Raw genomic sequence first — 26,697 nt, 5'->3', positions numbered from 1 at the left:
CGGCTGCTGAACGGAGCCACCTGGAACGCCGACGACATCCGCGAGCCACCTGGAACGCCGACGACATCCGCGACGACCCGCAGGCATACGTCGCCGAACGACTCGGCGAAGCCGACGGACTCCTCGTCCGCGCCTGTCGTCTAGCGCTGTTGCCTGCTCTCAAGCCAAACGCTGACTTCACGTCGGAACTCCCGGTCTTCGTCCTTCCCGGCGAGCCACTCCACCTCCCACTTCAACTCGCGCAGGACCCCTGGAGAGCCGGCGGGATCACGCACCGCGTACACGGCCGCACCCGTTTCGTACGTGTCGGCCAAGAGCCAGACGCTGTTGTCCAGTGCCAGCATGGCGAAGCCGGGGCGGCCGGCACGGATGCCGAGGAACGACGCCGCGCCGGCCCCCATGACGTCCCACCGTTCCAGCAGGCGGACCCGGTGCCAGACGTGCATCGTGCGCCGCCGGCGGTCTTCCGCAGCGGTCCAGGTTCCCCTGGGCAACATGAGGAGGAACTCGCGATTCCCGTCGATCAGGCCGGAGGACGTGGCGAGGTCGTACCAGGCCTTGTTGAGCCGCTCCACGAATCGCGGATCGTCGTACTCGACCAGGCAGAACCCGAAAACCCGCTCTCGTTCGTACCCCAGGACATGCGGTATCGCCGAGCCCGGGACCGCGTCGGGTATCACCTCGAGCCCGGCTCGCAGCAGCGGTTTGATCACCTTGCGGTACCTCTCCTGCCGGCCCAACCCGTCCCCCTGCCCCACGACCTGCTTGGCTTGATCCTGCCGCATGGACCTGCCGGCCACCAACAGCCTGGCCCGAGCTTTCCACCACGACCTCTTCGCACGCGTTGGGGAGTCCACGATGTCCGCCTCCACGGCACTGGTACCGGCGCTGTCCTCCTCGACGTCCGGCCGGTGGAGCGCCCGGATCTGCTCGACGGGCTCCGGCCGCATCGGCGCGATGCGCACGCCGGCGTGGCACCCCTGCACACGCGCCGCTCGATCTCGTCGCGGATCGGCCCGGCCACCGCGACACCCCGCCCTTTCCCGCGACCCGGCTCTCACCCGGCCCGGCCGTCGGCCACGTCACCGACCGATGCGGCTCAGCGGGGCCGGTAGCGCGCGTAGATCAGTCCGCTGCCGAAGGCACGCTCCTCGACCAGCTCGAGATCGAGGCGCACGCCGTCGGGGAAGAACCGCTTGCCGGCACCGACCACGCTCGTGGTGATGAACAGGTGGTACTCGTCCACCAGGCCGGCCGCGATCGCCTGGGCCGCGAGGTTCGGACCGTCGACGGTGAGGTCGTGATCAGCCTCGGCCTTGAGCTCGCGCACCGCGTCCGGGTCGAAGGTCCGCTCGATCCTGGTCTTCGCGCTGGACACCGACTCGAGCGTCGTGGAGTACACGATCTTCTCCGCGGCCTGCCAGTCACGGGCGTACTGCAGGATGTGCGGCGGCTGGTCGGGTTCGGTATGCGCGGTCTCCCAGTAGACCATCGTCTCGTACATCCGCCGGCCGTAAAGGTACGTGCCGACGGGGCGGAAGAGGTCACCGATGAAGGTGTGCACCTCCTGGTCCTCGGCTCCGGTGCCGAGGTCGCCCTCCGCCGCCTCGGCGTAGCCGTCGAGCGAGGTGACCATCGAGTAGATGAGCTTGGCCATGCGTCTCCTTCGGGCACGGGCGCGTCCGCCTGCCAGCGGTTCCGCAGACTGTGACCTCCACACGGCCCGGAACTCATCGATCGGCCGGCCGGTTTCTCCGCCGACCGCCACATCCCGAACGAAGCACACCTCGTCAGCGGGGTGCCCGCACCGTTCCACGCCCTGGCCACCCCCTACGCGAAGCGAGTGGCCCACCGCCGGCCGGAGAACATCGTCACGGGCACCCGTGCCGTGACTGCGCACCCGGCGCCGTACACCCGGTCCACCCCCTCGCGGAGGACGGCCGCGGCCTGACCCTCGTCGACGCCCTCGCCGACCGGCTGGGAGGCCCAGGACCGCGTCCCGCCCGGCAAGACGATCCTGGCCGAGATCGACCTGCCGCGCCGGCTGTCCCTGGTCAGACGCCTAGGAGTTGCAGCTCCCGGGCAGGTAGCTGTAGCCGTCGAGGAAGAGGAGAGGTCCCAGGACGGGGTCCTGGACCACTTCCCAGGACGATACGAAAGGTGGCTCCCCCGGCACGCGGAAGGTCATGTACCGGGAGTCGCTGACGACGACACCCGAGAAACCCGCGCTGCCCCTGCTCGCCATGAACTCACCGGTTCTGGAGAACTCATACGTCCTGTGCCCCTCGGCGTTGCTGCCGCCGCACCAGACACCGACGACGCTGTCGGGCACCGACGCTTCGACCGGCTCGATGAGCTCCGTGGGTTCTTCGGTCGGTTCCTCCGTGAACTCCTCCGTCGCTTCCTCCGTGGGCTCGTCCGTCGGTTCCTCCGTGGGCTCGTCCGTCGCTTCCTCCGTGGGCTCGTCCGTCGGTTCCTCCGTGGGCTCGTCCGTCGGTTCCTCCGTGTAGTCGTAGGACGAAAGGTCTCCGGAGTCGTTCGGCGGGGAGTCCGGCCCGCAGGCGCTCGTGGTCAGCAGCGCGGCTATGAGAATCGCCGCGCACGCGGCGCCGCGGCGGGCGGCATGGGAGAGGGACGGCACGGGGGCCTCCTGATGTACGAGTCGGACAGGGGCGTGTCAGCGGACGATCGCGCTGCGCCCCCATGCCAGTCCGAGAAAGGTGACCAGCATCCATACGGGGCCGACGACGCCCTGGAAGCCGGGAAGGCCGGTGATGCCCGCGAAGAGGACGACCGCCAGTACGGGCACGACGCTGAACCAGCCGATCCACCGTGAGATCGTGCGCTCACGCAACGCCATCCAGGCCACCGCACCGGCCGCGACCACGACACCGAGCCAGCCGATGTACCCGCCGAAGTCGTTGAGCATGAAGTAGACGAACATCCCGTTCTCGCCGAAGGACCGCTCGTCCAAGCCGCCCGGCAGGTAGATCGCCAGGGCGCCCTTCCATCCGTAGCCGTAGGTCAGTCCCGCGGCCGAAGCCGTCAGGGCGCCGCTGACCACGTAGGCGGCGGTGCTGGAGGGCACCCGCGGCTCGACCTGACGCCGCCATGCCGCAGCCAGTACGAGGAGCAGGGAGACCGTCAGGAAGCCGGCGACGAGACCGAGATGCGCCACGGAGCGGCTCACGTCATCGAGGACCGAGGCCTCGACGGGGGTCCGCTCGACCGTGCCGGCCCGGACGTCCGCCAAGAGCGTGGCGACTCCTCCGAGCGCGCCCGCTCCGACTCCGTACAGGGGCCACTTGGCCCTCCGGTCGCCGTCCTGTCGCGCCATGCGCCCCGGGCGGGCATCCGGATCGATGGTGGTCATACGCCTCAACTCCCTGTGTGGTCGGTCCGTACCGATCTGACTGTCGCGGGGGACAAGTCCCGCAGCCCAGGGACGCCGGTCCCGTACGATCGGGACGGTTTCGCCGGATCACGCCCGGTAAGGGCCCGCATTACGGGAAAATGCGAGTGTGAGTCGAGGGGACCGGATACTGCGTCACACCGCGTACGGCATCTCGGGGCTGGGCACGGCGGGCTGCGTGGCGACGGTACCCGTGCACGACTGGCTGGCCGAACGCATCACCGTCACACCCCTGTACTGGTCCGACCTCGTGCTCGGCACGGTCTGGCCGCTGGTGGGCGCCGTCGTCGCCAGGGGCCGGCCGCGCAATCCCGTCTGCTGGCTGATGCTGCTGCCCGCGATGATCGGGCCGTACCACCTGCTGGCCTACTACGCCGGTTACAGCCGCCTTGTCGCCGCGGAACCGCTTCCCGGCTGGGAGGTGGGGGCCTGGGTCGGCTGCTGGGGCTTCGTCGGCTACTGGTTCGCCACGCCTCTGGTGCCCTTGCTCTTCCCGTACGGCCGCCTGGAAACGGCACCGCGCCGGGCGTGCGCCTGTGCCGTCATCACGGTCGCCGGGATCGGAACGCTGGCGACGATGCTGCGACCCAGCGGCACCGACCCCGTCCCCGGTGTCCCGAATCCACTCGGGATCGCGGGCTGGGAGTGGCTGCACGTCGTGATGTTCACCTGTGCCGTGGCTACCATGCTCGGCGGCACCCTCGTGGCCGCCGTCCTCCTCGTCCTCCGTACCCGAGCGGCGACCGGCGCCGAGCGGGCCCAGCTGCAGTGGCTGATGCTGGGCGGGCTCCTGATGACGTTCTCCTTCTTCTCCCTCCTCCTGGACGACGTCGAGCAGCCGGCTCTGGTCGGCGATCTCGTCATGCTGATCGGGCTGCTCGGCCCGCCCGCGAGTGTCGCTGTCGCGACGCTGCGGCACGGACTGTTCGATGTGGAGCTCGTCCTAGGCCGCGCCATCGTCTTCACAGTCCTCAGCGCGCTCGTCCTCGGGGTGTACGCCGGGGTCGTCGCCGGTGCGAGGCTGATCGCGCCCGGGTCCCTGACGGGAACCTGCCTGCTCGCTTTCACCGCACTGATCGCGGCCAACGGCCGCGGCTCCGTCCAGGCGGTCGTCGACCGGACTCTGTTCGGGCACCGTCACGATCCGTACGCCGTCGTCGCGCACGTCGGTCGCCGTGTCGCTCCGGCCGGTGAGCCGGCGGAAGCCATGCAGCACCTCGTCGACGCCCTGCGGTCCGCGCTGCGTCTGCCCTACGCGGCCTTCGAGAGCCCCGCCGTGGCGGCGGTCTCCGGCAGACCGGCGGCCGGCGCGGGCTGGCGGTCCTTCCCCTGCCGGGCCCTGGGCCGCGAACTCGGTGTACTGCGCGTAGGGCGGCGAAGCGTCAACGATCCCTGGACGGCCAAGGAGCAGGCCGCGGTCGAAGAGGTCGCGGACCGCGCCGGAACACTCGCCTACGCCGCCGGTCTCGTCGAGGACATCGCCCGCAGCCGGTCACGCATCCTGTCCGTACGCGAGGAGGAACGACGGCGGCTGCGCGCGGACCTCCACGACGGCATCGGCCCCTCCCTGGCCGGCACCGCCCACCAACTCGACGCCCTCGCCCGGCGCATCGACGACCCCCATCTCGCGGGATGCGTCAGGGCACTCCGGGACAGGCTCCGCTCCACCGTCACCGATCTGCGCACCGTGGTCCAGGGGCTCCGGCCTGCGGTCCTCGACCAGCTCGGGTTGCCCGGCGCCCTGCGGGAACTGCTGGCCGGATACGACACACCGGCCTGTCACAGCAGTATCGACGGCGCCTGCCACAGCCTGCCGGCCGCTGTCGAGGTCGCCGCCTACGCCATCGCCGCCGAGGCGGTCGCCAACGCCGTCAGGCACAGCGCCGCCGGCCGCCTCACACTGACCGCCCGTTCGGAGGACACCGTCTTGATCCTGTCGATCCGCGACAACGGGCGCGGTATTCCGCCCAAGCACAGGGCCGGTGTGGGACTCCACAGCATGAGGGAGCGCGCGGCCGAGGTCGGAGGCCGGCTCGAGGTGACGACCGCGCCCGGCGAAGGCACCCTCGTACGAGCGACCCTCCCGGTGGGGGACCAGCGGTGAGCGTCCCCGTCCCCTCCCCGGTCACCGTCCTCGTCGTCGACGACCATCCCGTCTTCCGGGCCGGAATGGCCACCGTCCTCGCCGACCTCCCCGATGTGACGGTCGTAGGAGAGGCGTCCGACGGTGCTGAAGCCGTCATGGCCGCCGACCGGCTGCGGCCGACGATCGTGCTCATGGACCTGCGTATGCCGAACCTCAACGGCCTGCAGGCCACGGCCCGGATCACCACGGCCCATCCGGAGATCGCCGTGCTCGTCCTGACCATGGACGAGGACGAGGACTCGGTCTTCGCCGCCCTGCGCGTCGGCGCGCGTGGCTACCTGCTCAAGGAGTCGGACGGCGCCGACGTCCACCGCGCCCTGCTCGGGGTCGCCCGCGGCGAAGCGGTCTTCGGCCCCCGGATCGCCGAGCGCGTCCTGGCCCATTTCGCCACTCCACCCGCCGCCCGATCCCCCCTGCCCTTCCCTCACCTCACCGACCGGGAACGCGAGACCCTCGACCTGATCTCCCGCGGCCTCGACAACGCGTCCATCGCCCGTCGCCTGTCCCTGTCGGAGAAGACCATCCGCAATCGGGTCAGCGACGTGCTGGCGAAACTGCACGCCCGGTCCCGCACGGAAGCAGCGGCTCTCGCGCGGGACGCGGGCCTGGGACACCCCCGCCACTCCGCGTAGGCGTCCCCCGGAGGGCCGGCTACGACGTCACGGTCAGCAGGTCCGCTGGTCCTCCGGCAGTTCGCCCTTGTCCGCGTACAGGAGCGCGTGGCCCGGGTCGAGACCCGGGCCGCTTCGCCCGCCAGGCCGCCGTTGCCGCCGAGAGGGCGTTGTCGGACCAAGGCCAGGGGGAGACCCAGGGTCTTTGAGAAGTGATCTTGTGTCCGGGTTCGTCAGGTCAGTCCGGCGGCGAGGGGCCGTTGGTGGTCTCGGGCGGTGCGGCGGAGGGCGGCGGCGATGTCGGTGTGGACACCCTGACAGTGGATCCTGACGGGCGAGGGAGGGACGTCCAGGTGGGACGCAGGTCTCCGTGTCCGGACGAGCCCAGGAAGGACGCCGTCGCGCTCTACCGTGCCGCGGCCGGGAAGCGGGCGTACGCGGCGGCGGCCGCGGATCTCGGTATCACCGCGGAGTCGCCTGTGGACGTGGGTCCGCAAGGACGACTCACAGGCCGGGCCCAAACGCCGTGACGCGGGCGGGAGCGAGGCGGAGGAGCTGGCCCGGCTGCGGGCGGAGAACGCCCGGCTGCTGAAAGCGGGGAAGGAGTGGCGGCTGGAGCGCGAGATCCTGCGCCGGGCAGCCGCCCATTTCGCCCGGGAGGTGAAGTGAGCCCCCGCCGCTGGGACTTCATCTCCGCCAACCGCGCCGCCCGCGCCGGGCCTGCCGTCCTGCTCCTTGGGGCGGGCTGATCGCATGACCGTGTCGATGCTGCCTATATATCCCGAATGTATACCCGGCGGGGGTAGTGTGCTCACATGGTGACTGACCCGAGGGCCCGATGCGGGCGCGGCCTGCGCGGACGGCAGGTGCCGTCCGGTGTCCTGCCGCTCGGGATATCCGCACGGCCGCACTGAGCTGCGTTCCGGACACCGGTGAGGGACCCTCGCCGATCTCCGCAACAGTCGGTTCCGCCGCCCACCGGATGTGCTCACCGCCCCGTCGGTGCCTCGTGAGGAAGAGCGCCTCCGGCCGTCTGGTCCTGTCCGGGCGGTGGTGGCAGACCCACGCCTTCACCTGCCTTCTCCCGACCAGCGAGGTACACCCAGTCATGCGCACGGACCGCACCAGTCAGACCTCCCCCACACGTCGCGCCGTACTCGGCGCCGGTATCGCGGCCGCGGGTTCCGGGCTGCTCGCCGCCTGCTCCCATGCCGGCTCGCGGGACGACGGCCACCCGGGCGCGCCCGCGCCGGCCGGATCCGCTCCGAACGGCAGAGAGGCCGACGGGGCACATCCGACCCCCGCCGAACCGCTCCGTAAGCACACATTGAGGGCCACCCCGTCACCGGTCGAGTTGGGCGCCGGACGTACCTTCAGGTCGTGGACGTACGAGGGGTTGCTGCCGGGTCGGGAGGTGCGGGTCACCGCAGGTGACACTGTGGCGTTGACGCTGGCCAACCACCTGCCGGAGGCGACGACCGTGCACTGGCACGGTATTGCGCTGCGCAACGACATGGACGGTGTGCCCGGTGTGACGCAGCGGCCGGTCGAACCCGGTGAGACATTCGACTACCGCTTCACCGCGACGCATCCCGGCACCTACTGGTTCCACCCTCACATGGGGGTGCAGGTCGACCGTGGCCTGTACGCGCCACTCATCGTCGACGACCCGAAGGAGCCACTCGGGTACGACCACGAGTGGATTGTCGTGCTGGACGACTGGATCGACGGAGTGGACGGCTCCACCCCCGACGATGTTCTCTACCAGCTCCGTAAGGGCAAGCCCCCGGTGGGGCACGGCAACAGGCCGGAGGGACCCGTGGGGGCCGGTGGCGGGGCGTTGGCGGACGCCGCGTCCGGGGGAGCGGACGACGGGAAGGGCTCCGGACGGGCGCCCTCGCCGTCGCCGTACCGGCGGAAAGGGCCGAAGCGACTGATGGCGGGAGCCACCAGCAAGCTGCTCGGCGGTCACGCGGGACACATCGCCTACCCCTACTACCTGATCAACGGGCGCACAGCGGACGACCCCACGCAGTTCACGGCCAAGCCCGGCGACCGGATCAGGCTGCGCATCATCAACGCCGGCGGGGAGTCGGCCTTCCGGGTGGCGCTCGGCGGACACCGGATGACCATCACCCACAGCGACGGCTTTCCCGTGCAGCCGTACAAGACGGACGCGCTGGTCATCGGCATGGCCGAGCGGTACGACGTACTGATCACCGCGCAGTCGGGTGTCTTCCCGCTTGTCGCGCTCGCCGAGGGGAAGGGGGGCCGGGCCATGGCCGTCCTGCGTACGGGCGCCGGAGCGGTCCCCAAGCCGTCCGCGCACCCTGCGGAGCTGGACCGTGAGGTGCTGGTGTCCGCCCGCCGGCTCGGGCCGGATGAGTCGGTGGCGATGCCCCGCCGCAGGTACGACCGGCTGCTCCGGGTCAAGCTGACCGGTGGCATGAAGGATTACGACTGGGGAATCGACCACGAGCCCTACAACCCGGACACGCTCCACAAGGTCGAACGGGGCGAACGGGTGCGGCTGGTGGTCATCAACGCCACCCACATGTGGCACCCCGTGCATCTGCACGGCCACACCTTCTCCCTCGCCGGCGTGGACTCGAACGGTGCCCGCAAGGACACGTCGATCGTGCTGCCGCACAACAAGCTGGTGGCGGACTTCGACGCGGACAACCCCGGACTGTGGATGCTGCACTGCCACAACATCTACCACTCGGAGTCCGGGATGATGACGACCCTTGCGTACCAGGGGTAAGGCGTCCCTGCCCGAGCGGCGAGGTGATGTCCGGAGCCCGGTCACGCTGCCGGTGACTGGCGGACCCTGCGCCGGCTGGAGAAGCGCCGACTGATCACCTGCCGGCGTACCGGAACCAGGATCACGGCCACGCTCCTGTGCGAGGACGGCAGCGGCAAGCCGTACGACCGCCCCGTGGACGACACCGAGGAGAACCGCTTCCTGCAGATCCCGGCCACCTTCTGGACCAGGGGCTACGACGAGACCCTGGACCTGCCGGCCCTGGCGCTCCTCCTGGTCGTGGCCCGTGAGAAGAACTGGTCGGCCTTCCCCGCGGGGAAGGCGCCCGAGTGGTACGGCCGGTCGGCCGACACGCACGAGCGCGCGGCCTGAAGAAGCCCCTGGAACTCGGCCTCGTAGAGCGCCGGGAGGAGTACAAGAAGGCCCCCTGTCCCCCCTCGGCGTGACCATGACCCACCAGCATGCGCGCACCGCCATCCTTCGGCCGCGCAAACCCCGCAAGCAGGCCGCCACTCCGGCCACCGTGCCCCCCACCACGAAGAGAGCCACGAAGACCTCGCGGAGCGAGGGCGTCCAGTGACCGTGTACATCGAGCCCCTCGGCGCCGTCATCCTGCTTGTAGGCGTCTTGGTGGGCCGCATCGTCTACCGGCACACCCGCGCGTCCTCCGCGCCGGCCGGCCGCGGCGACATCGTCGGCGCCATCGCCTCCTCCGCCGCGGCCATCACCGCCCTGGTCCTGTTGCTCGGAGGGGGCAACAAGGCCACCGCGGAAAGCGAGAACCCTGCACCCACATCCAGTCCCAGCGCGGTGAGGCAAGCACACTCACCTCCCGCATCCGCGCCCCGCCCAAGCTCCCCTGGGCGGGGCGCGACCTGTCCGGTCGCCGGTCGGCCAAGTGGCGGAGCCTGGTCAGGTGCGGGTCTTCTTCGCCACGTGCGGCAGCGTCACCGGCGTTCTCAGTGGTGCGCGAACATCCCGCCAAGCACGAGGCGCTGATCACCAGGCTCCGCGCCAACGATGTCCGGGGTTTCTCCGACATCCTCCGTTCCCGCGTCGGCGACATGTACGGATCCGACGTGCACCACCTCCACCTCCGAAGCCGACCCCCGATCGACGGCCGGCCTTCAGGAGGTGTCCTGCGGGGAGGAAGCAGGGGCGGCGCCTTTGCCGAAGGCGCGCATGGCGAGGGCGCCGGCCAGAGGGCCGGGGGCGAGGAGGAGGAAGGCGTACTCCCAGCCGACGGCCTCGGCCAGCAGGGGGGTGAGCTGGATGCTGACGACGGTGAGGGCGAAGCCGATCGCGGTCTGGCCGGTGAGCGCCGTCCCGATGTAGCGGTGGTCGGCGACCTCGCTCAGCGAGGTGGAGAACACCCCCGAGTCGGCGATCACGGCGGCGCCCCACAGCGCGCAGAAGGCGAACAGCAGCGGCGGCGGAGCGTGGAAGAGGAACGGGGAGAGCAGGCAGCACAGGCCGCTGAGGAGAAGTGCCGTCAGGGCGGCGGGCGGGCGGCCGAAGCGGTCCGCGCCCCAGCCGCCGAGCAGGCAGCCGGCCGCGCCGCCGAGTCCCATGGCGAGGAACACCGTGGTCTCCACCGAGCCCGGGAGTCCTCCCGCGGCGGGGGCCGCCAGCAGGAAGGACGGGATCCAGGTCCACAGGGCGTAGAGCTCCCACATGTGCCCGAAGTAGCCGAGGTTGGCCAGGCGCGGCCCGCGCTCGGTGAACATGGCCAGCGCGTACCGGGGGTTGCGGGCGGGAGCGGACGACGCCGCGTGGGGGCCGGGCCTGACCAGGACCAGGGCGATGACGGAGCCGGCGAGTCCGGCCGCCGCCGCGGCGAGCAGTACACCGCGCCAGGGCAGCGACCCCAGTCCGGCGATGAGGTGGGGGAGTGTGGAGCCGAGGGTGAGGGCGGCGATGAGGACGCCCATGGTCCTGCCCCGTCCGGCGCTGCCGGCCCAGGAGGCCATGAGCTTCATGCCGGTGGGGTAGACCCCGGCCAGGAACATCCCGGTCATGAAGCGCAGCGGGACGGCGACGGCCGGCCCGTCGGCGACCAGGGCCAGCGCCGCGGTGCAGGCGGCGGCCGCCGCGGCACCGGCGGCGAGCAGGCGCTGGGGCGGGACGCGGTCTGCCAGGTTCAGAGCGGTCGAGGCCACGGCACCGGCGACGAAACCGAACTGCACGGAGGCCGTCAGCCACACCGCGCCGCCGGCCGTGAGTCCCCAGTCGTTCCGTAGGCCGGGCACCACCGCCGACATGGAGAACCACACGGCGAGGCCGAGCACCTGCACGGCGGCGATCGCACCGCGTTGCACACCGACGCTCACAGATGCCCCTCCTGGACCGAGACCTTGCTCCTCCGACCTCACTACGGCCGAAAGCCGACCCTAATCACCCCCAGACCGTCAACTCGGTCCGCCCCCCGGCTCGGCAGCAGGCCGCTTGAAGGCGATGCGCCAGATCCCGGTCATCACCCGGCACGTCCTGGACGCCGCAAGCATCGCCGCCATCACCGGCCGTACCGACTCCAGCACCGCAGCACTGGCAGATCTGGGCGCGGTCAGCGCGCCGGCAGCCGACCTCGACGACGCCGACGCCGTCGAACGACTGCGCCCGAACCTGGCCGTGAAACTCGCCCCACACGGCATCCGCGTCAACGCCGTCGCCCCGGCCATCGTCCGGATCCCCATCCACGAGGAGCTCATTTCCGAGGCGGACCTGGACTCCGCACCCGACGGGTTCGCCCAATTGATTGACGGTACCTCTCACCACCGACAACGCCGGGGGCGTTGAGGAACCCCGATCACGGAAACGTGGGCGTACGGGGCGCGGACTGTTCCACTCCCAGAAGAAGCCGAACCGGCTGGAGGGGCGCTGGGTTGCGCCCTTTCCGGGATTGGCAGCGTGGGGTCGCCTCGGCGGGGGGACACCAAGACCATTGGATGTACAGGGGGGGGACTGGTGGGGTGCACCGCCGTCCACTCGGTCTCGGGCCGGCTGGACGCGTCGTTGGACGATCTCGGGTGCGGTCGTACCTGGAGCGACATTCACCGCGTGAAAGGGGTGAAGCCGGAGTGCCCGGAGTGCCGAGGCCGGGTCTTCGCTCGTGTCTCTGACACTCCAGCAGCGCTTTGACGTTTTCCCTGTTCAGGGACGGTCTGGGAGAGTGCGGTGGGCTGGGTTCCGGCTCGTGTTCTCTTTCTCGGGCCACCCCTCGATTGTGCGGATCCGCCGCTGGTCGTGGCAGCGGCGGGCGACGGCTTGGCGTCGTCCACGCCACTGTGACCGTCTCAGTGCGCGTGGCGTTCGAAGTGGGGCACCTGCTGGGACTTGGGGACCGCGAGCACATATCCCAGGCCAGTCTCCTCCAGCATGCGGCGCAGCCGCCATACCTGGCCATAGGCCGAGTCCGCGGTCATCCAGGCGATCGGCAGCGGCGAGGCGATCGCCCGCAGGACCACGGTCTTGGCCAGGTCGGGTTTGGTGGCGAAGGTCCGCTCGTCCGGGATGTGGGCGGCGCGGCAGCGGTCGCGGTCGTCGGTCCAGGACTTGGGCAGATACAGCTCGCGGTCCACCAGGGCGCGTCCTCGCGTGGTGGCGTGCCGATCCGGCAGTTCTCGGTGCGGCCGGCGGTGCCGGAGTGCTGGCGCTGCACGCCGGCCGAGGTGGTGCCCTTCTTGAGGAAGCCGGTGTCATCGAGGATGAGGATCCCGTCCGGCTCGCCGAGCCGTTCGGCTACGTAGCGCTGGAGGTCATCGCGGATCTCGTCGGCGTCCCAGCGGGCGCCGTTGAGGAGCCGCTGAAGGCGGTCGGGTGTGCGATGCCCGGCGTATTCGGCCAGCTGCCAGCCGTTCTTCCGGCCGACCGGGCCCAGTAGTCCACGGATGCAGTCACGCATCCTGCGACGCGGCTCGACGCGTCTGAAGCGGTGGCCGGTACGCAGGAAGAGTTCCTCGAGTTCGTCGTTCCAGATCTTAACTGCACGCTCGTCGATCACGCCGGGAGGCTGCCCAGGCCACGGCCACTATCAGCGGCGGCTGCACACGATCGAGGGGCGGTCCGAGAAAGAGAACACGAGCCGGAACCCGGCCCACCACACTCTCCCGAACCGCCCCTGAACAGATCCAGAGCAGGATTGAGGCGACGGCGACGGCGGCCCGGTAGGACTCGCGGGTCTTGTCATAGCGAGTGGCCAGGCCGCACCACTGCTTGAGGCGGTTGAAGCAGCGCTCGACGACGTTGCGGCGGCGGTGGATGGACCGGTCGAAGCCTGGTGGCCGGTCGCCGCGTATGCCGCCGGTTCGGCCGGCTGCGACGTCTCACGTCGATGCGCTGGACGTTCTCACAGGATGTCAGTGCTGATTCCCGCATGATGTCAACAAATCAGCGTTGTCCAGGCGTTGAAACAAAGCTGGTTGATGGTTGATGGTTCATGCAAAGCTCCGTCCCCCGGAGCTCCGATCGGAAGGAACCACGGCATATGAAGAGCCGACCCAAGAGACTGGCGCTGGGTGCCATGGCGGCCGTCGCGGTGAGCGTCGCGCTCCCGGCAGCCCCCGCTTTCGCCACCGAGGAGATCGACTGCGGTGCCGGTACGGATTCCGTGAGGGTGACGTACCTGGAGAACGGCACGGAGCACGCCCGGTGCTGGACCGGCCCCGGCGACGTCCCGCTCGAACAGGGCGGTGTCACTTCCTTCAACTCAGGTGCCCACGAGGTGGTCGTCTTCTGGAGGACGAACTTGGGATGGGACGTCGAAGTGCTCCCGCCCCACACGTTAGCCCCCTTCACCGGCGCCGACACCTACCACGTCTACGGTTTCCACGTCAGGTAACCGCTGACGGCCGGCCCGGTCCGTCCGGCCCGGTCCGTCCGGCCCGGTCCGTCCGGCCCGGTCCGTCCGGGCCGGGCCGGCCGGCCGTTCGCGACACACACGGTGATGAGAGGTGCTCGCCACCCGGCGGCCGGCGGAACTTCTCGTCCGGGACAGCCCGGGATCGTCCGGCACGGGGGGCAGTACGCGCGGGAACGACCGGATGACCGGTACGGGGCCGCGCCGGAGAGCGCGTCCAGCGGCCGCGTCCGCCAGCCGCATCAGCACGGTGGAAGCACAACGCCGCAGCACGGTTGACGGCCGACCGATCGTCTGCTGACGGGCTGGCTGCAAATACTGCCTGCACCTACGGATCCGGTTGGACCGCAGCGCCCACCAGCTGTATTGGTTCGCAGGGCGGAGAGCAGATTCGGTGATCCTCCGCAAACTGGGTTGGCGACTATGAGGCTGGTGTCAGGTGGCGTCCTGAATCCGCAGAAGCAGCAGGTCGAACTCCGGGCCGTCAGGCGTGTTGCGGTACGGTCCCGCGTACTTGTAGCCGAGCCGGGCATGAAGGTCCTGGCCGCGCTGGTTCGAGGGCAGGGCAAGCAGCGAGGACCACTTCGGCGTGATGGCCCGGAGCGGAACGGTGTGCAGCCGGGTGCCGATGTCCTGGGATTGCCACGGTGGGCGAACGGCCAGCTCGCACAGCCCCATCAGCCGCTCGGTACGGGCGCCTTCGGGGACCTGGCCGGCCAAAGGACCGAACCAGTATGTGGCGTCGCGGGGCCCGCCTGCGGCTACCTGATGGGAAGGGGCAACTGCCACAGACGGCCGGTGTTCACCAGGTGGGCACGAGGGCGATGGGGGCGTCGGCGAAGTGGAGGGTCGCGTGGGCAACGTGCCCGACATAGCGGCTGACGGGCTTGCTGCGACGGCCGACCACCAGGAGCTGGGCAGACGCGGCCAGGTTCACCAGTATTTCCGAGGCCGGTCCCGGTTCGACGTGCTCGATCACCGTGACCCCGGGATGGCGTCGGCGCCACGGCTCCAAAAGAGCGGCCAGGTCATGACGGTGGACTGCCTCCAGGCCACCGCGCTCGTCCGAGCGGCGCAACAGTTCGGGCTCGTAGGTGAACGCGGTGGGCAGGCTCCAGGCGCGCACGGCCCGCAGGGAAGCGCTGCGTATGGCGGCGGCCCGGAAGGCGAAGTCCAGGAGTGCTTCGGCCTCTTCCTCCTGTCGGGGGACGCCCGCCACGACCTCGCTGTCCTGCGGGCGGCGGGGGACGGTGCCGCCGCGGATCATGACGACGGGGCAGACGGCCCGACTCAGAACGCGAAGTCCGACCGATCTGAGAAGGAAACCGGTCACCGGTCCCGGCCGGCGGGAGCCGAGCACGATCATCTGCGCGTCGCGGCCGCGCTCGGTGAGCAGCTCGGCCTCCGGCCGCACCGCCAGATCGGCGCTCGCCTCGACGTCGTCGTAGTGTTCACGCACCCACGCCAGCGCATCGTCGAGCAGTTGCCCGGCCGCGCGGTGCTCGAGGTCGGCATCGCCGGCGAGCAGCCGGGAGGTTCCGGCCAGTGGGATGTAGCCGTGCAGCAGCACGAGCGGAGCTTTGCGCCGTCGCGCCTCGCTGGCCGCCCAGCCGGCCGCGAGCAGGCTGTCCGACGTGCCGTCGACTCCGGCGATGATGGGCTGCTGCACGGCATCTCCTTGCACGAGGGTCGGCAGTGTCTGACGGAGCTGGCTGCGCCCGTCTCCTCGGTGTCGACTTCGACGACAGGACTGGCCGTTGCGGGTGGGATTTGGGCCACTTGATGTGCTGTACCCGGTGGGCCGCGTCCGGAAAGTCAGATCTTTTTTGGCTGTTCATGTCGTCCTGCGAACGGTGATGACGGGGCAATGCGCGTGTGTCATCACGGCCTGGCTCACAGAGCCCAGGAGCAGTCCGGCAATGCCGCTGCGTCCGCGGGCGCCGACAATCAGCAGCTGAGCTGTCCTGCTCGCCTCGAGCAGGACCTCACGCGCTTTGCCGTTCACCAGGTCGTATCTGACGGTGGTGTCCGGGTAGGTGTCCGTGCGGCCGGCGATCGTCTGGGCCAGTAATTGCTCTGCGAGCTGGGGGGTTGTGCCGGGCGGGGTCTTGTCCGGCTGCCATGCGTGAACCGCCACGAGCTCAGCCCGGCGCTGCGTGGCTTCGGCGAAGGCCACGTCGACGGCCTCGTCGCTGTCCGAGGAGCCGTCGACCCCCAATACGACAGGCCCTGCGCCGCCGGATGCCTGGTGTTCTTCGCGGACCGTCATCACCGGACAATGGCTGCGGGCGGCCAGGGACACCGGTGTGGATCCCAGCAGCAGGCCCAGGACACCCCCCATGCCTCTGGAACCGACGACGATCAGCTCCGCAGCCTGGGACTCGGCTTCCAGCACGTGCACCACGTCACCCGTCACCACGGCCCTGGTCACCACGACCTCAGGCGCCGCGTCGAAGGCATGGGCCGCCGCCTCCTGGACCAGCGTCCCGGAAGCCGGGTCCGGAACCATATATCTGGGCTTGATCGGAACTTCGGCATGCACCACACGCAACTCCGCACCGCGCCGTGCTGCCGCTGCAGCGGCCCCTTCTACAGCGGTGAGACTCATCGCCGAGCCGTCCACCCCGACCACGACCAGGTTGCTCATAGCTGACTGCTCCACTCCAAGCTGTGGATTCCCAGCGTCTCCCCATCGGTATGCCGCTGCAATTCCTGCGCATCTCCACCTACCGCACGAAGGTCACTGGGACGCTGCCCACTGACAGGCCCGATCCCGTTGTACGAAGTCAGTGCAGGACCGAGCCTGGATCGGGTAAAAGTGAGGCAGCCGGGGCCCTTTGAGGGGGCGGTGCTGCGGAGGGCCCTGAGCGGGCCTGGGTGAAGCAGCCGGGGTTTCCCAGCAGACCGGCAACTCCGCCCGCGAAGTCGGCTCTGGCCCATATTCAGCGGTAACGGTAAGTGACGGCGGCGACGGGCAGATCATTGGTCACGGAACCGCAGGCCTGCGCCCCGCGGTAGGCGTTCTCCGGAATCGGCCGATCGACTTGGTGTCTGGCCGTGAGAGCTCGACGCGACAGGACCGGCACCCCGGCGTGATGCTGTTCACCCTGGAACATCGAGGCCGGAGCGCCGCCCTTACACTCTGTAAGTGAGCCTTTTCCATCCTCAGTCTGAGCTGGCCAGATGGAGAGTGAGGACTGCTTGGACGAGGCTTGTGATCCGGGTTGTCGAGCAGCGGAGCTTGCGTAGGATCCGCCAGGACTTGAGGGTGGCGATGGCTTGTTCGACCAGCGCGCGGATCTTCGCGTGGGACCGGTTGACGGCCTGCTGACCGGCGGACAGGGTCTCCCACCGGCCGCGGTAGGGGAGACGGACCGTGCCGCCTGCACCCTGGTAGCCCTTGTCCGCCCAGCAGGTGATGCCGGCCTCGACGAGCGCGTCGACAATGCCGTGTTCGCGTGCGGCTCGGGCGTCATGGACGGCACCGGCCAGGGCTGGTGAAGCCCAAAGGAGACGGCCTTTCGGGTCGGCTATGACCTGCACGTTCATGCCGTGCTTCTTGTGTTTGCCCGAGTAGAAGGGCCGGTCGGCGGCGATCCGGTCGATCGGCAGCAGTGTCCCGTCGAGGATCAGGTACGGCTTCGTCGACGCTGCTCGTACGGCTTCGGCGAGCGTGGGGGCGAGGGCGGCCAGGAGCTCGACGGCCTCCGTGATGTAGCGGTAGGCCGTGGTGGTGCCGATCCCGAAGCCGGCCGCGAGCTGGGCGTAGAGCTGGCCGTTGCGAAGGTGGGTGAGGGCGAGGAGGGCCTGACGGCCTGCGTTCAGGCGCCGCCACCGCGTGCCGAGAGCGCGCCGACGTTCTCTCAGGCGGGTGGCGAGGAAGCAGAGGGCAGAGCTGGACACGTTGACGCCGGACGGGTAGACAAGCATGTGAAGCCTCTGGTGGAGACGGTTCTCTTGGTCGAAAACCCATCTACCAGGGGCTTCACTTGCCTGTCAGGCCAACTGCCCAGCCAAGTCGCGAGGTTGGAAAAGGCTCAGTGAACGCTTCTCATCCTGAGTGCCAGGCGATCTCGATGGCGTGAATGGCGGCGACCGTGCGACCGATGCGGTTGGTGCTGCACCGAGCCTTGCGGAGGATCCGCCATTGCTTGAGGCGGGCGAAGGCACGTTCGCCCAGTGCTCGCAGCCGGGCGTGGTCCCGGTTGTACCGCTGGTAGTGCTCCGGAAGCTCGTGGTGGCGGTAGTAAGAGGCCATCTCAATTGGTGAGTCTGCGGTAGCAAATGAGGGTGCAGGCGATGCTGGTGAAGGCCAGGAAGTGCTCGGCCTTGCGCTCGTAGCGGCGGTGGAGCTGGCGGCAGCCGGCGAGCCAGGCCATCGTGCGTTCGATGGTCCACCGGTGACGCCCCAGCCGCTGCGAGGTCTCAACGCCCCTGCGGGCGATGCGGTGCCGGATGCCCCGCCGGGACAGCCATCGCCGCAGGTGAACGTAGTCATAGCCCTTGTCGGCATGGAGCTTGCCGGGCCTGCGCCGGCGGGGACCCCGGCGGGACCGGATCGGCGGGATGCCCTTGACCAGCGGGATCAGGGCCTGGCTGTCGTGGACGTTGGCACCGGAGATCCCGACGGACAGGGGCAGACCGGTCCGCTCGGTGATCAGATGGATCTTCGACCCGTACTTGCCCCGGTCGACAGGATTCGGACCCGTCAGGTCCCCCTTTTTCAGGGCCCGCATGTTCACCGAGTCGATCGCGCACCTCGACCAGTCCAGGCCGCCGCGGGAGCCGAGTTCGTCCAGGACCAGGCGGTGCAGGTTGGCCCATACCCGGGCCTTCGTCCACTCGATGAACCGGCGGTGGGCCGTGGCCCCGGACGGTCCGAACGACGCGGCGGGCAGCTGCTGCCACGTGCACCCGGAGGTCGCCACGAACACGATCACGGCCAGCACCTCCCGGTCACCATGGCGACGCCGGCCACCCCCTTGAGGCCGCGTCGGTGGCTCCGGCACCACCCGCTGGAACAGCTCCCACAACTCATCCGGCACCAGCCGCTCCACAGTGATCACGCGCCCAGGCTAGGGACCAGCCCAACCTGGGCGGGCCGGGCGGTGGATTGCTAATCCGCCGTTGGCCGGGCGGCGGGACGGAAGACGACAGCGGTACCCAGAGCGGCGTCGGCCGATACGAACATGTCGCCGGACGGCGTCTCGCGCACGGGGAGTCCGTTACGGCGCAGCAGGTTGCAGGTGACGGCGAGGTCGCGTACGACGACGGTGTAGCCGACGAGCGCCGGGAGCGCGCGGGGTCGCTCGCCTGGCAGGAAGGTCCCCAGATCCGAGTCGGGCACGAGCGTCAGAGCGGCACCGTCGAGGTCGAAGACCTGAGCGGGCCCCTCCTGCCGTGCCGGCCGGCCGAGGTACGCCTCGTACCGCTGCTGGACCGCGGCCATTTCCAGGTCGGCAACGCAGAGCATCGCGCCGACGAGCTCGACGGCGCCGTTAGGGTGGTCGAGGCGGCGGGCGCCTTGGGCGTCCGGGTCCAGGTCGGCGACGACACCCACCCGTCCCTCTGCGACCGCGCTCGGCCCGGCACCGGGCTCGTCGCCGTCGATCTCCAGGTAACGGACGGTCTCCACCGGGATTTCGGCATCGCGGGGCGCGGCTCGCCGCACCGTATTGACCCCGCCGTGTCGGATGCCGGCGGCGGTCAGTCGCGCGGCTGCCTCGTCGATGGCGGGCGAGGAGAACATGAGGATGTGCAGTCCCTGGAAGCGGTCCAGGCACCTTGCCAGGTTGACACTGGTCTCGCCGATCCGTTCCACGAGCACGGGCAGTACCTCGGCCGGCGCTTCCAGGGGAACGAGATGCGCGCCAGCGGGCAGGCGTCCGGCGTCGCCGTCCTCCACGCAGGTCGCGAGTTCGAGGAAGGAACCCGCGAAGTCGGCATGGGTGTTGGCGGCGCCGAAGGGTTCGGGCGCCGCGCCTTCACGTCGGGGCATCGCCGGACAACTGGGCGGTGGTACGACGAAGCCCAGTCGCTCGTACAGGCTGATCGCCTGCGTCATGTCCTCCACGATGTGGCCGACGTGGTGTAGGCGGGCAATGTCATGTCACATGGCCGTCACCGTAGGGAGGGCTCGATCATCGGTCAACGCACCACAGGACGGGCTCATCACGTGGCAGTGGAGCACGTCGACGTCCACAGGAGCGGCACCGGGCCAGCACCCACGACAGTCCGCCGGCTCAGGCTGTCGGCCAAATGAGATGACTTCTTATGAGTAGCAAGACCTGTGGGGAGGGGGAATGGCTGTGAGGCGCCGCAGGCCCGTCCGTCGGGTCCAGTCGCGGGACGGTCAGGGCCGGTACACGCGCGGACCCCAGATCTAGCCGTGAGGTTGGGCGGTCTGTGGGTCATTCCCGCACGCGCAGGGATGATGCCGCCGTAGAACCCGGCAGCGAGGAAGGCGGCACTCCTCCCCGTACTCGCGGGAGTGTTCGGCATCTGGCGGGCGCGCTGCGCAGCTGGTGGTCGTACCGGAGGTGCGGCTGCGCAATGGTCTGCGTACGGCGTTGACCTGCTGTGGTGGGCCTCATGGTCGGGGTCCAGGCGGTCGTGGTCGGGGTCTGTGCAATGCCTGACCGTAGTCCTGACCATGGCGGCTAGGAGTTCCGGCTGTGCATCCAGCCGGCCCTGTGGTCGGGTTCCTGGACGGGCTGCCAGACGGGCGTGGCGGGGCCGTGCTTGAGCAGGTCGGTCATCGAGGTGGCCGGACGGGGGCCTGGCGCAGGAAGCCGGCCAGTGCGATGTCGCGGGCGGCTACCCGGAGGGCGTGGATGCGGGTTTCGACGCCTGTGGGGCCGGTGCCGTCGAGGACGAGCAGGAGGCGGGGGAGTAGTGGGTGACGCTGTCGCCAGTTCTCCTGGGCTGGTTCGGGGGGAAGGGCTGCTGCTGCCGCGCAGCGACGTGCACAAGCGGAAGGACTCGTCCGGGTAGTGCGGATGATCTTTCACTGAGTACTGTGAAGCATCGGATGATGGGCAGCTTGCCTCAAGTCACCCTCGGCTCTTCGCGCTTGGCCGCTGGTGCTTGCCGTGCACGAAAACGTTTCCGCGGCGGGGATGGTGCGCCGCGGGACGACGACTCGTTCCCCGGCCTCGGCCGTGAGGTGGTTCGCGTCGCCGGAACGGGCAATGCGCGTGCCGCCGACGCCGTAAAGGCCAGAAAGTGAGCAGACAGATGCAACCGACGTTCGTACTGGTTCACGGAGCTTTCGCGAACTCCTTCTCCTTCGCGCCGTTCCAGGCCGAACTCGGCCTCCTCGGACACCGCTCCGTCGCCGTCGACCTTCCGGGGCACGGGTTCGCGGCGACGTACCCGCGCGCCTACCAGGCACCGCAGGACCTCGAAGGGCTCGCCACCGCGCCCGGGGCCATCCAGGGCGTCACGCTCGCCGACAATGCCGCGCACCTCATCGGGATACTGGAGCGAGCCAAGCGGAACGGGCCCGTCATCCTTGTCTCCCACAGCCGCGGCGGCATGACGGCCACCGTCGCGGCCAACCAGCGGCCCGACCTGATCGACCGCATCGTCTATGTCTCCGCCTGGTGCCCCGTCGACCTCGACGTCAGCGCCTACTACGCCGAGCCCGAGATGGCCACGGTCGACGCCACAGGGCTGGCATCGGCGATGGTCGGGAACCCCGCCGAGCTCGGGCTGCTGCGCTCCAACTTCCGCACCGCCGACCCCGGCGTCCTTGCGGCCTTCAAGGCGGCCTTCCTCGCCGACGGGACGGACGAGGAGTTCATGGTCTTCCTCAACACCTTCCAGCCCGACGAGAACCTCGACGCCGGCACACCCGACGACCGGGCACAGGCCGACACCTGGGGACGGATCCCCAGAACGTACGTCCGGCTGACCGAGGACACCAGCGTGCCGCTCGCCATGCAGGACCGGATGATCCGCGAGGGCGACGCACTGACGCCGCAGAACCCCTACGATGTCCGTACGCTCACCAGCAGCCACCTGAAGTGGCTGGTCGACCCGGCACCGGCGGCCCGGCTGCTGGGTGGAATCGCCGCGCTCTTGCCTGCCGACTCATGATCGGAGCCGGACGAGGAGAGCAGCGGCGGTGACAGCGCCGAGGTAGACGTACCCCTCGCGGGCCAGACCAAGGCGGTGGTGAGGGACGCCGGGTGTGCATCCAGCCGGCTCGTGGGATCGGTGCCGTGGACGGGGTGCCAAGTGGGCATGGTTGGGCCTGTTTTGTAGCGATCAAGGCAGCCGCTGAGGTGGACCGTTCCTTCAGGGCCGTGGAGTGACCGCATCTGCCGCTCAGTGCGCAACTGCTCGTGAAAAGCTGGGAGCATGATCGGTGGGCCGTCTGAGTACCCGGAGCTCTGGGTGTTTTTGGAGTCGCTGCGCTGCGGCGAGTTCCTTTCCGGCACGGTCGCAGCGATCGAGCGGTTCGGCGTGTTCGTGGCGCTGGACGACGGGCCCGACCACCCCCTCTTCCCCGGCGTCGGGTTCATCTCCTTCGCCGAACTGTCCTGGCAGCGTTTCGAAACGGCGTCCGACGTCGTGCAGGTCGGGCAGCGCGTCACGTGCGAGTTCCTCCAGTTCGACGACTGGAACCTGGAGGCCAGACTGTCCTTGAAGGCGATGCAGCCGGATCCCTTCCAGGCATTCGCCGACAGCATCGTGGTGGGGCAGAAACTGCGCGGACAGGTCACCAAGCTGGTCCCGTTCGGCGTCTTCGTCCAGGTCACCGACGCAATTGAGGGACTGATCCACCTACGGGAGCTTGCCTGGACGCCTGTGGAGCATCCGTCGGACCTCGTCCACGTCGGCGACGAGGTCACGGTCGTCGTCACTGGGATCGACCGGCAGCGACGCACGCTGTCCCTCTCCCGGCGACAAGCCTCGTCTGATCACCGGTGCCCCCTTCACGTCCCATGAGGTTCCCCCTTGCCTGAGAGTTTCCGAACGCTTGCGCTACAGAAGGAAGGCGCCCACTCCAACTCGGTGAACCCTCCCGGCCAGGGCAACCAGGTGCGCCGGGTGTGCATCCACCCGAGTTCGTGGCCCTGACCATGGCGGCGGTGGCCGTGCTTGGGGGGCATTCTGGTGTGCCGGTGCGCTGCTGTCGCTCAGTGCCGCCGGTGCGCTATGGGCTGGTGGCTGCGTAATCCGCCGTCCGGGTTTGTGCAGGGTGTTGACCTGTGTGGTCGGAGTCCTGGGCGGCTCGTGGTCGGGACGGGCTCCTACGGCGGGGCGGTGGCGTGTGACCTCCCCAGGTCTTGTCCGCCACCGCCCCGCCGCGTTCCCGCCAGCACCCGCCCGTAGCATCACCCCGCCCTCAATGTTGTCCGCACCATTGGTGCCGTCCGCGCCGTCTGTACGGTCCGCGTGGCGGCGTTGGTAGTAGAGCAGGGCGTCGGGGATGACGGCTTCGCCGCCTTCGAGGGGGTGGTGGACTTCCGGGACCCGGTCCAGCGGCCGGGTATGCATTGCCGCGCCGGCGGGCGTCCTGGAGGAACGCCAGCGCGGTCTCGGCCACCGTCAGTCCGTGCCCGACTTTCACCCGCGCCGTGGTCCGGTCCACCGTGAGCACTGGAGTTGACCACAGGCTCGACGCGGTGCCGTCGCTGTGTCTGACGCGTGGTCGCCCGGTTCGGGTGGGCCTCGCGAGTCTCACCCGGATCAGCAGAACGGTCGGAACTCTTTGAAGTTGGGTGTCGGGCGCGGGTCGGGCAGCCGGTAGGCGCCGGTCCGCGGCTTGCCGGTGGCCGGGTCGGTGGTTCCGCCGGCCGGGGCGTCCGGTAGCGGACGCCACCCCAGGTTGGTCTCGAAGTACGCCACGGCAGCGCCGACCGATGGCCACCAGATGTCGTCGAGCAGCACGATGCCGCCGGGCCGGACGATCTCGCCCAGGAAGTGGAGGTCGACGAATACGTTGTGGAAGTGGTGGCTGCCGTCGACGAACGCCGCGTCCGCGACGAAACCCGTGTCGGCCAGCCGGGGAAGGAAGCGCTGCGATGGTTCGGTCACCAGCTCGGCGATGTCGTCCAGGCCGGCGCTGAGCATGAGCTCCCACCCGACACCGTCGTACGCCGTGTACTGGAACGGGTCGATCACCACATGCCGTGGGTTTCGTGAACCGGTGCGCAGCAGGGCCTCGCTGATCGCCAGCGCCGAGCCGGCATAGGCGAGCCCGATCTCGACGACCGTGCCGACTCGCTCTTCCACCAGGAGGTCGCGTACCTGGTCACAGTCGCGCTCCGGCAGGGTGACGGTGACGAAGTCCGGGCCGCCCCTGGGACTGCGCGGCGGCCCGTGCTCGGTGAGCTCGCGGCGTACGGCGGCCACTCGATCCGGCCACTCGCCTGCGACTCCCTCCGGTTGCACGATCGAGTTCACCAGAGGCACTCCTTCTGGCTGAGGACACGGGACGTGGCCAACTGTGGCACGCAGAGTAGCCACTTGAAGCGCTGAGTCACAACCGATACGGCTCGGGACTTGCTCGCCTCTCCACCAGCAGGGGCGGCCGGCAGCATTACAGGTCGCTCCAGGGGTGGGGTGTGCCGTCGGTCAGGGGCGTCTACACGTCTTGGGTGGGGCCGTGTTGTTCGAGGTCCTCGAGAACGGCGGCTCCCAGCGGCACCTCGCGGACGAGGGCTGCGACGAGGGGGTGCTGGGCGGCCATCGCCTGCAGGTCGCTGATCCTCCTCTCCAGCCGGGGGCGGGAGGCGCCGGTGAGGACGAACAGCAGGCGGGGGAAGACCGGATACCAGCGCATCCAGCCGGGTTCCGCGGCAACGCGCCGGCGCGGGCCGACCGGCTGGGTCTCGTACTGGTGCAGCCGGGCGTACTCGATCAGTTTCACGGCCAGGCGCTCGCTGCTCATGGTGGTGCGGTCGACCTCCACGAACGCACGGAGCTTGCGCCGCTGTTCACCCTTTGATGAGCGTGTAGTACAGGACGGCGTCGGCCACCACCCGTTGTCCTTCGCCGATGGAGTGCGATACCTCGGGTGTCCAGTCCCAGGGGCCGTGCTCGTGTCCGAGCCGGCGGGCATCGGCGGCGAAGGCCAGATGGGCGCGTACCACGGTCAGGGTGTGCGCTGTCTTCAGCGACGCCGCCGTGGTGGAGGTGATCGGGTAGGGCGGCCGTCCCCGCAGGACGGGCAGGTCCCGGGTCAGTTTCGCGCCGTCGGGTGTGAGGTACCAGGCGTGGGTACGGGAGCGGTCCGGGCCGGGCCGGGCAGCACCGTGTGGTCGACGAAGCCGTCACCGCGCAGCTTGTTCAGGGCGCGGGAGATGAGCTGTCGTGTGCCGTCCGGGCGCAGCATCCGGCGCAGCTGGCCTGTGGTGGCGATACGGTGCTGAGCGAGCGCGGTCATGAGCTGGTGGCTCAGGGGTTCGGCCGGGCTGGGAGACAGAGGGAAAACGCGTGTCCGCGAAGTGAAGCGGGGCATGGGAACTTCCTTTCGGCGCGCGCGTGCGGCCTGAGCCGAGCGCGGGCCGTTCGGCCGCCGGCATCAGTTGTCGGCGAGGAAACCCAAGAGCCTCGACCAGACCACCGACCACGAAGGCCCGACCACGGTCACGAATGGAAAACATCCCGGTGGTCGGCGCCGTGGTCGGCCCCCGCGGCCCTCGACCACAGACTGCTTGCGCTGCACAGACTGCAGGAGGCGATCAGTGGCCGGCCGACGTCGCGGGCCGTTGCCCGGTCACGCAGGGCGAGCTCGAAGGCCCTGGAAAACGGACGATGGCCGGTCCGCAGCAGCATGGGCTGCTGCGGGGCGTAGTGGCGAGCCACGCCATGCCGGCCATCGTTGCGGAATCCGGCCCGCACGGGGATCAACAACCCATAGCCGGAGACCGCGTCTGTGAAGGGCGGTGAGCGAGTTGCTTCCCTGCCCGTTGTGTTACCTGGTCTTGCGCCGGGCGGCCTGCTCGAGGATGCGCCGGCGTGTCCACCGGCGGTATCCGCCCTTCTCGCTGTATGCGTCCACGGTGTTCAGCAGCGGCAGGTTGCCCTGGGCGAGGCTGCTGCTGAACGTGTTGATGCTCTTGAACCCGAGCAGGACGGCCGCCTGAGAGGCCCCCAGGAGTTCGTCCGGGTCACCGTCGACGGGCACGTCCGGAGGAAGTGCGGCGGAGCGTTTGGCGTCGCTGCGCTTGCCGCTGCCGGGGCGGGTAGCCATCCAGTCCAGAAGCGTCTGTACCCGCCACAGTTGCCGGCGGTAGGGCCGCTCGGATGTGCCGAGTTCCTCGACGACGTCGGGCTCGGGGAAGTAGCCGAGGTGCTCCCGGATGTAGGTGGTGACCTGCTTGGAGCTCTTGTGGCCCAGGAAGCGTGATGCCTGGGCGGCGTTGAGCAGCTCGTTCGGGTCGCGGGTGGGCGGCTTGTGATCCTGGAAGCGGGACAGCTTGCGCTGGGCGAACCACTTGGCCACCTCGTCTTTGTTCCACAGCCGGGCCCGGCCGCGGCCACGCTGCCCGACGGCCTCGGGGAAGCCGTTGGCTTCCCGCTCGGCGTACAGGCGGCTGACGCTCTGCGCACTCAGTCCGTGTTCTGCACGGATCCCTGCAGCGTCGATGAGGCGTGGCGCGGATTGGGCAGCCATGACCTGAACGTCCTGTCGCGTAGCGAGGAGCCGGCCCACCCGGCTCACGTCGCCCATAATGACGTGAGTTACATGGTGAAGTTCAGTCGGACGACACATTTCAGGCTGGCCGACCCGGGCCCGTCCTCTGGCATCAGCCTGTCTCCTGGTGGTGACGTCTTCAGGTGTCAACGACTGGGACATTGAGCCTTTTCCATCTTGATCAGGTGGCAAGTTCGAGGGCGACGACGGCACGGACGACGGCGGTGATCCGGGTGGTGCTGCAACGGAGCCTCCGC

Annotated in this window: 21 protein-coding genes and 5 pseudogenes; 10 read left to right on the top strand and 16 right to left on the bottom strand. The window is 69.5% G+C overall.

What is annotated here, in order from left to right; genetic code table 11:
* Positions 1–140: 140 nt before the first annotated feature.
* The 4 genes from ACFV5H_RS31320 to ACFV5H_RS31305 all read right to left on the bottom strand — a co-directional run bounded on the left by ACFV5H_RS31320 (position 141) and on the right by ACFV5H_RS31305 (position 3,373).
* On the bottom strand, positions 141–965 hold the full coding sequence (locus ACFV5H_RS31320) for a hypothetical protein (protein ID WP_385198290.1): 825 nt from the start codon (positions 963–965) through the stop codon (positions 141–143).
* 134 nt (positions 966–1,099) lie between these two features.
* Positions 1,100–1,657: a dihydrofolate reductase family protein gene (locus ACFV5H_RS31315; protein ID WP_385198289.1), complete on the bottom strand. Its 558-nt coding sequence runs from the start codon at positions 1,655–1,657 to the stop codon at positions 1,100–1,102.
* A 405-nt stretch (positions 1,658–2,062) separates the two neighbouring features.
* Positions 2,063–2,641: a PT domain-containing protein gene (locus ACFV5H_RS31310; RefSeq protein WP_385198288.1), complete on the bottom strand. Its 579-nt coding sequence runs from the start codon at positions 2,639–2,641 to the stop codon at positions 2,063–2,065.
* Between the two features lie 36 nt (positions 2,642–2,677).
* On the bottom strand, positions 2,678–3,373 hold the full coding sequence (locus tag ACFV5H_RS31305) for a hypothetical protein (RefSeq protein WP_385198287.1): 696 nt from the start codon (positions 3,371–3,373) through the stop codon (positions 2,678–2,680).
* A 148-nt stretch (positions 3,374–3,521) separates the two neighbouring features.
* Here ACFV5H_RS31305 and ACFV5H_RS31300 point away from each other — a divergent pair, with 148 nt between their 5' ends.
* The 5 genes and pseudogenes from ACFV5H_RS31300 to ACFV5H_RS31280 all read left to right on the top strand — a co-directional run bounded on the left by ACFV5H_RS31300 (position 3,522) and on the right by ACFV5H_RS31280 (position 9,305).
* Positions 3,522–5,516 (top strand): sensor histidine kinase, encoded by a 1,995-nt coding sequence (locus ACFV5H_RS31300; RefSeq protein ID WP_385198285.1) that lies wholly within the window; start codon positions 3,522–3,524, stop codon positions 5,514–5,516.
* The gene (locus ACFV5H_RS31295) at positions 5,513–6,190 is read left to right on the top strand and encodes a response regulator (protein WP_385198283.1); all 678 of its coding nucleotides are present in this window, start codon (positions 5,513–5,515) and stop codon (positions 6,188–6,190) included. The genes ACFV5H_RS31300 and ACFV5H_RS31295 overlap by 4 nt, the downstream gene beginning before the upstream one ends.
* 332 nt (positions 6,191–6,522) lie before the next feature.
* A pseudogene (locus tag ACFV5H_RS31290) lies at positions 6,523–6,876 on the top strand (transposase); the annotation flags it as partial.
* A 401-nt stretch (positions 6,877–7,277) separates the two neighbouring features.
* Positions 7,278–8,933, top strand: a complete 1,656-nt coding sequence (locus ACFV5H_RS31285) for a multicopper oxidase family protein (RefSeq protein ID WP_385198281.1) — start codon at positions 7,278–7,280, stop codon at positions 8,931–8,933.
* Between the two features lie 174 nt (positions 8,934–9,107).
* On the top strand, positions 9,108–9,305 hold the full coding sequence (locus tag ACFV5H_RS31280; RefSeq protein ID WP_385198279.1) for a hypothetical protein: 198 nt from the start codon (positions 9,108–9,110) through the stop codon (positions 9,303–9,305).
* A gap of 755 nt (positions 9,306–10,060) precedes the next feature.
* On the opposite strand, the gene ACFV5H_RS31275 is transcribed toward ACFV5H_RS31280, so the two are convergent.
* Entirely contained in the window at positions 10,061–11,263 is a 1,203-nt protein-coding gene (locus tag ACFV5H_RS31275) for an MFS transporter (RefSeq protein WP_385198278.1), read from the bottom strand.
* A gap of 124 nt (positions 11,264–11,387) precedes the next feature.
* Here ACFV5H_RS31275 and ACFV5H_RS31270 point away from each other — a divergent pair, with 124 nt between their 5' ends.
* Positions 11,388–11,729, top strand: coding sequence for a hypothetical protein (locus ACFV5H_RS31270; protein WP_385198276.1), 342 nt, complete (start codon positions 11,388–11,390; stop codon positions 11,727–11,729).
* Positions 11,730–12,247: 518 nt separating this feature from the next.
* Here ACFV5H_RS31270 and ACFV5H_RS31265 read toward each other — a convergent pair.
* A pseudogene (locus tag ACFV5H_RS31265) lies at positions 12,248–12,909 on the bottom strand (IS701 family transposase); the annotation flags it as partial.
* A 507-nt stretch (positions 12,910–13,416) separates the two neighbouring features.
* Between ACFV5H_RS31265 and ACFV5H_RS31260 the strand changes: the two are divergent.
* Positions 13,417–13,770, top strand: a complete 354-nt coding sequence (locus tag ACFV5H_RS31260) for a hypothetical protein (RefSeq protein WP_385198275.1) — start codon at positions 13,417–13,419, stop codon at positions 13,768–13,770.
* A gap of 202 nt (positions 13,771–13,972) precedes the next feature.
* A pseudogene (locus ACFV5H_RS31255) lies at positions 13,973–14,158 on the top strand (hypothetical protein); the annotation flags it as partial.
* A gap of 65 nt (positions 14,159–14,223) precedes the next feature.
* On the opposite strand, the gene ACFV5H_RS31250 reads toward ACFV5H_RS31255, so the two are convergent.
* The 7 genes and pseudogenes from ACFV5H_RS31250 to ACFV5H_RS31220 all read right to left on the bottom strand — a co-directional run bounded on the left by ACFV5H_RS31250 (position 14,224) and on the right by ACFV5H_RS31220 (position 19,891).
* Positions 14,224–14,508: a hypothetical protein gene (locus ACFV5H_RS31250; protein WP_385198273.1), complete on the bottom strand. Its 285-nt coding sequence runs from the start codon at positions 14,506–14,508 to the stop codon at positions 14,224–14,226.
* 82 nt (positions 14,509–14,590) lie between these two features.
* Positions 14,591–15,457 carry a universal stress protein gene (locus ACFV5H_RS31245; RefSeq protein WP_385198272.1) on the bottom strand — a complete coding sequence of 289 codons (867 nt, stop codon included), beginning with the start codon at positions 15,455–15,457 and terminating at the stop codon, positions 14,591–14,593.
* A gap of 165 nt (positions 15,458–15,622) precedes the next feature.
* Positions 15,623–16,435, bottom strand: coding sequence for a universal stress protein (locus tag ACFV5H_RS31240; RefSeq protein ID WP_385198271.1), 813 nt, complete (start codon positions 16,433–16,435; stop codon positions 15,623–15,625).
* A gap of 518 nt (positions 16,436–16,953) precedes the next feature.
* Complete coding sequence (locus tag ACFV5H_RS31235; RefSeq protein ID WP_385198269.1) at positions 16,954–17,718, bottom strand: IS5 family transposase; 765 nt, start codon at positions 17,716–17,718, stop codon at positions 16,954–16,956.
* Positions 17,719–17,839: 121 nt separating this feature from the next.
* Positions 17,840–18,037, bottom strand: a pseudogene (locus ACFV5H_RS31230) (transposase family protein); the annotation flags it as partial.
* 10 nt (positions 18,038–18,047) lie between these two features.
* Entirely contained in the window at positions 18,048–18,845 is a 798-nt protein-coding gene (locus ACFV5H_RS31225; protein ID WP_385198330.1) for an IS5 family transposase, read from the bottom strand.
* 59 nt (positions 18,846–18,904) lie between these two features.
* Positions 18,905–19,891 (bottom strand): VOC family protein, encoded by a 987-nt coding sequence (locus tag ACFV5H_RS31220; RefSeq protein ID WP_385198328.1) that lies wholly within the window; start codon positions 19,889–19,891, stop codon positions 18,905–18,907.
* Positions 19,892–21,024: 1,133 nt separating this feature from the next.
* Between ACFV5H_RS31220 and ACFV5H_RS31215 the strand changes: the two genes are divergently transcribed.
* Both ACFV5H_RS31215 and ACFV5H_RS31210 read left to right on the top strand, forming a co-directional pair.
* The gene (locus ACFV5H_RS31215) at positions 21,025–21,888 is read left to right on the top strand and encodes an alpha/beta fold hydrolase (RefSeq protein ID WP_385198268.1); all 864 of its coding nucleotides are present in this window, start codon (positions 21,025–21,027) and stop codon (positions 21,886–21,888) included.
* A 264-nt stretch (positions 21,889–22,152) separates the two neighbouring features.
* Positions 22,153–22,743, top strand: coding sequence for a S1 RNA-binding domain-containing protein (locus tag ACFV5H_RS31210; RefSeq protein ID WP_385198266.1), 591 nt, complete (start codon positions 22,153–22,155; stop codon positions 22,741–22,743).
* A 744-nt stretch (positions 22,744–23,487) separates the two neighbouring features.
* Here ACFV5H_RS31210 and ACFV5H_RS31205 read toward each other — a convergent pair.
* From ACFV5H_RS31205 to ACFV5H_RS31195, 3 genes and pseudogenes are all read right to left on the bottom strand, one after another.
* Complete coding sequence (locus ACFV5H_RS31205; RefSeq protein ID WP_385198264.1) at positions 23,488–24,204, bottom strand: class I SAM-dependent methyltransferase; 717 nt, start codon at positions 24,202–24,204, stop codon at positions 23,488–23,490.
* A gap of 181 nt (positions 24,205–24,385) precedes the next feature.
* A pseudogene (locus ACFV5H_RS31200) lies at positions 24,386–25,186 on the bottom strand (replication-relaxation family protein).
* Between the two features lie 531 nt (positions 25,187–25,717).
* Complete coding sequence (locus ACFV5H_RS31195) at positions 25,718–26,419, bottom strand: hypothetical protein (RefSeq protein WP_385198263.1); 702 nt, start codon at positions 26,417–26,419, stop codon at positions 25,718–25,720.
* Positions 26,420–26,697: the final 278 nt, after the last annotated feature.

The sequence above is a fragment of the Streptomyces sp. NPDC059787 genome (assembly GCF_042732315.1).
Lineage (GTDB): Bacteria > Actinomycetota > Actinomycetes > Streptomycetales > Streptomycetaceae > Streptomyces > Streptomyces atrovirens.
This window is presented reverse-complemented; position numbering and strand designations above follow the sequence as displayed.

Excerpts from the sequence above, each read along its gene's own strand:
- ACFV5H_RS31260 (WP_385198275.1), top strand. The coding sequence starts at position 13,417 with ATGAAGAGCCGACCCAAGAGACTGGCGCTGGGTGCCATGGCGGCCGTC.
- ACFV5H_RS31235 (WP_385198269.1), bottom strand. The coding sequence starts at position 17,718 with ATGCTTGTCTACCCGTCCGGCGTCAACGTGTCCAGCTCTGCCCTCTGC.
- ACFV5H_RS31315 (WP_385198289.1), bottom strand. The coding sequence starts at position 1,657 with ATGGCCAAGCTCATCTACTCGATGGTCACCTCGCTCGACGGCTACGCC.
- ACFV5H_RS31215 (WP_385198268.1), top strand. The coding sequence starts at position 21,025 with ATGCAACCGACGTTCGTACTGGTTCACGGAGCTTTCGCGAACTCCTTC.
- ACFV5H_RS31305 (WP_385198287.1), bottom strand. The coding sequence starts at position 3,373 with ATGACCACCATCGATCCGGATGCCCGCCCGGGGCGCATGGCGCGACAG.
- ACFV5H_RS31285 (WP_385198281.1), top strand. The coding sequence starts at position 7,278 with ATGCGCACGGACCGCACCAGTCAGACCTCCCCCACACGTCGCGCCGTA.
- ACFV5H_RS31195 (WP_385198263.1), bottom strand. The coding sequence starts at position 26,419 with ATGGCTGCCCAATCCGCGCCACGCCTCATCGACGCTGCAGGGATCCGT.
- ACFV5H_RS31270 (WP_385198276.1), top strand. The coding sequence starts at position 11,388 with ATGCGCCAGATCCCGGTCATCACCCGGCACGTCCTGGACGCCGCAAGC.
- ACFV5H_RS31240 (WP_385198271.1), bottom strand. The coding sequence starts at position 16,435 with ATGAGCAACCTGGTCGTGGTCGGGGTGGACGGCTCGGCGATGAGTCTC.
- ACFV5H_RS31210 (WP_385198266.1), top strand. The coding sequence starts at position 22,153 with ATGATCGGTGGGCCGTCTGAGTACCCGGAGCTCTGGGTGTTTTTGGAG.